At 58.2% G+C, this 2106-nt stretch carries 2 protein-coding genes; both read right to left on the minus strand.

The features are described 5' to 3' along the window. On the minus strand, positions 1-1169 hold a 1169-nt coding region (locus tag BLX41_RS34520), incomplete at its 3' end, for an enoyl-CoA hydratase-related protein (RefSeq protein ID WP_259744439.1). Positions 1170-1725: 556 nt separating this feature from the next. After that, positions 1726-2106: hypothetical protein (locus BLX41_RS05225; RefSeq protein WP_259744440.1), on the minus strand; the 381-nt coding region annotated here is incomplete at its 5' end.

The following is a 2106-nucleotide window of genomic DNA, read 5'->3' on the forward strand; positions in this document are numbered from 1 at the left end:
TCACCGTAGGACAGGGTAGGACGAATGCCATTGAGCACTTCGGCCATCTTCGCTGCGGTCATGCGGCCTTTGTCAACACGGCCCACCAGCAGTTTCGCGGCTTCTGCCAGACCCTGCTCGATACCGTGCTCGTTGATGTCCTTCATCAGGATCGGCGTGCCTTTGGAAGCCGACTGATAGGCGATACCGCCGCCCATGATGCCGGCACCCAATACGGCAGCCTGCTTCACGTCCTTGGCGATCTCGTCGTAGGCCTTGGCCTTTTTCTTCAGCTCCTGGTCGTTCAGGAACAGACCGATCAGGCTCTGTGCGGCAGAGGTCTTGGCCAGTTTGACGAAGCCGGCGGCTTCCACTTCCAGAGCCTTGTCGCGGCCAAAGTTGGCGGCTTTCTGAATGGTCTTGATCGCTTCGACCGGCGCCGGGTAGTTCGGGCCGGCCTGGCCAGCCACGAAACCTTTGGCGGTTTCGAAAGCCATCATCTGCTCAATGGCGTTGAGCTTGAGTTTTTCCAGCTTCGGCTGACGCTTGGCCTTATAGTCGAACTCGCCAGAAATGGCGCGCTTGACCAGGGCCAGGGCGGCATCCTTGAGTTTATCGGGAGCAACCACGGCATCGACGGCACCGACCTTCAGCGCGTCTTCGGCACGGTTTTCCTTGCCAGCGGCGATCCACTCGATGGCGTTGTCGGCACCGATGATGCGCGGCAGGCGCACGGTACCACCGAAGCCCGGGTAGATACCCAGTTTGACTTCCGGCAAGCCGATCTTGGCGCTGGCAGCCATGACGCGGTAATCCGCGGCCAGGCACATTTCCAGGCCGCCGCCCAGGGCGATGCCATTGATCGCGGCAACGGTCGGCACGTTGAGGTCTTCGAAGTCGCTGAAGATCTTGTTGGCTTCGAGGTTGCCAGCCACCAGCTCGGCATCCGGCAGCTTGAAGTTGTCGACAAACTCGGTGATGTCGGCGCCGACGATGAACACGTCCTTGCCACTGCTGACGATCACGCCCTTGATCGAAGCATCTGCCTTGATGGTGTCAACAGCCTGACGCAATTCGTTCAGGGTTAGACGGTTGAACTTGTTGACGGACTCACCCTTGAGGTCGAAATTCAATTCGACGATGCCACTTTCAAGAGCCTTAACCGTGATGGCTTTACCTTCGTAAATCATCAACTGATCTCCACGATATGGAAGCTGAACAGTACACGCCGGACGCTGACTTCTGGCTTGGCACTAACGTCACCGTCGATGCTAACGCCAATCCGCCAGGCACACCCGCCAACGCGATAGTCGGGATTCTGTATAGAGCCGCCTGCGATGCAAACGCTCATTTCATACGCCCGTTTGATTTGGGTACGCCACATTCAGGGAAAATCCGACAATTGTCAATCGTACAAAACACTGTTTGAAACGCGACTTTGCGGTCACTTCACTGCTCCCCGGACGATCAACACGACCCTGCATTCATCGCCATTCATAGGATCAATATTTAGAAAAATCGCCCTAAATCGTCCAACCATAGGGACCATAGCGACTAAGCTGGGGATATATCTGAAGAAAAGATCAGAAATTTTTTATCGAATATGGGCACAACCCAAACAGCAAGAAGCCACCCGAGGGTGGCTCAAACGAGATTACCGGCCTGCCTGGCCATCCCGCCCGATGCTGAGTCGGGCTTTTTATTGCCAAACGCCCACGATTGCCGCGAGCGCCCTCCTCCGTGGCTTCAGGCCAAGGCCTTGAGCACCGAGGCGATATCCTGTAGGACACTGACCTCGCCGCGTTCGCTCCAGTACAGGGCAATCAGTTGCTTGTCCGCTTCAACCTTGAAGACCCCGGGCGGCAAGGCCTGCAGATGCTGGAGCAGCGACTCATCGACACAGGGTTCACGCCACTGGTTGACCCAGCTCCCGGGGGCTATTTGCCAGTAACTCCAGCAGGCAGGTTGTGCACTGCGCCTCGGTCGGTGGTACTGCGGGCAAGGGTTGGGCGGCTCCTGACCCAGCCAATGCGGCCACTCCTGAGGTGCCAGCTGCATGGCCAACCCCATGCGCCGCGCCTCCATGCGCAGGGCGATCAAGCCGCTCTGGCGGCGCGAGGGCCGCAG

Origin of the sequence: Pseudomonas protegens (assembly GCF_003732485.1) — a bacterium.
Lineage (GTDB): Bacteria > Pseudomonadota > Gammaproteobacteria > Pseudomonadales > Pseudomonadaceae > Aquipseudomonas > Aquipseudomonas protegens_B.